Annotated in this window: 1 protein-coding gene; it reads left to right on the top strand. The window is 38.8% G+C overall.

Annotation, left to right across the window (positions count from 1 at the left end; all coding sequences use genetic code 11):
* The first annotated feature begins 69 nt into the window (after positions 1-69).
* A protein-coding gene (locus CIK00_RS21050) for an IS3 family transposase (protein ID WP_101770497.1) occupies positions 70-1214 on the top strand; the annotation gives its coding sequence in 2 pieces (ribosomal slippage) (positions 70-334 and positions 334-1214; 1146 coding nt in all).
* The last annotated feature ends 43 nt before the right edge of the window (positions 1215-1257 follow it).

The raw sequence follows: 1257 nt of genomic DNA, 5'->3' as shown, positions 1-1257 counted from the left end.
TGTTGTGGCTTAATGAACTTGTACACCTAAATAGGATAAAATACTCTTAATATCAAAATGGTGTACATAATGAAAAAAGCTCGAACAACTTATTCAGTCGCATTCAAACACGATGCTGCTAATTTAGTCCTAAATAAAGGCTACACAATACAAGAAGCATGCAATGCTGTTGGTGTCGGATACACAGCAATGAGTCGCTGGGTTGCTCAGCTAAAGCAAGAACATGGTGGAATAACACCAACGTCAAAAGCCATGACACCAGAACAAAAACGTATTCAAGAGCTCGAAGCAAAAATTAAACAGATTGAGTGGGAGAACGATATTCTAAAAAAAGCTTCCGCTCTTTTAATGCAGGACAGCATCAAACGATAGATTTGATTGCAGCATTATCAAAAGAGCCTCATTCAATAAAGCCACTATGTAAGCTATTTAGAATACCTCGTAGTAGCTACCACTATCGACTTAAAAATCGCGGTATTGTTACGCCTGAAAAAGCATTGCTTCGTCAAAAAGTTGTTGATATTCATAGTCGTAGTAGAGGCTCTGCGGGTGCAAGGACAATAGCGGGTCAGCTTACTCAAGAAGGTGAAAATATTGGTCGTTATAAAGCTGCTAGCTTAATGAAAGAGCTTGGTATTATAAGTAAACAGCCGAATAAACATAAATATAAAATATCTGAAGATGTCTCAAAAATAGCCCCGAACTTATTAAATAGAAAATTTAATGTTAAAGCATCAAATCAAGTTTGGTGCGGCGATGTGACATACGTTTGGGCGGGTAATAAATGGTTATATTTAGCCGTTGTTATGGACTTATTTGCTCGAAGAATTGTGGGCTGGGCGTGTTCAGATAGTCCAAATAGTGATTTAACCTGTGCCGCACTTCGAATAGCTTATGAAAGTCGTGGTCGACCACAAAATGTGATGTTTCATTCAGATCAAGGTTGCCACTACACCAGCCTTCAATTCAGGCAGGCATTATGGAAATACCAAATAACTCAAAGTATGAGTCGACGTGGAAATTGTTGGGATAATGCCCCAATGGAACGATTTTTTAGAAGTTTCAAAACGGAGTGGATGCCCAAAGAGTGCTATAACAGTTATGAAGAAGCGGAAAGGGACACGCTCAAATATATATTGCAGCATTACAACACTAAGCGGGGCCATAGTTATAACAACTATTTACCGCCAGTGGTGATGGAAGCAGCCGCTTAATTTAAACACCTATAAAGGTGTACAGTTTTACTTGACCACTTCA

The organism is Photobacterium carnosum (assembly GCF_002849605.1).
In the GTDB taxonomy this organism is placed as follows: domain Bacteria; phylum Pseudomonadota; class Gammaproteobacteria; order Enterobacterales; family Vibrionaceae; genus Photobacterium; species Photobacterium carnosum.
Note: the sequence above shows the minus strand (reverse complement) of the source record. Positions and strands in the feature narration are given on the sequence as shown.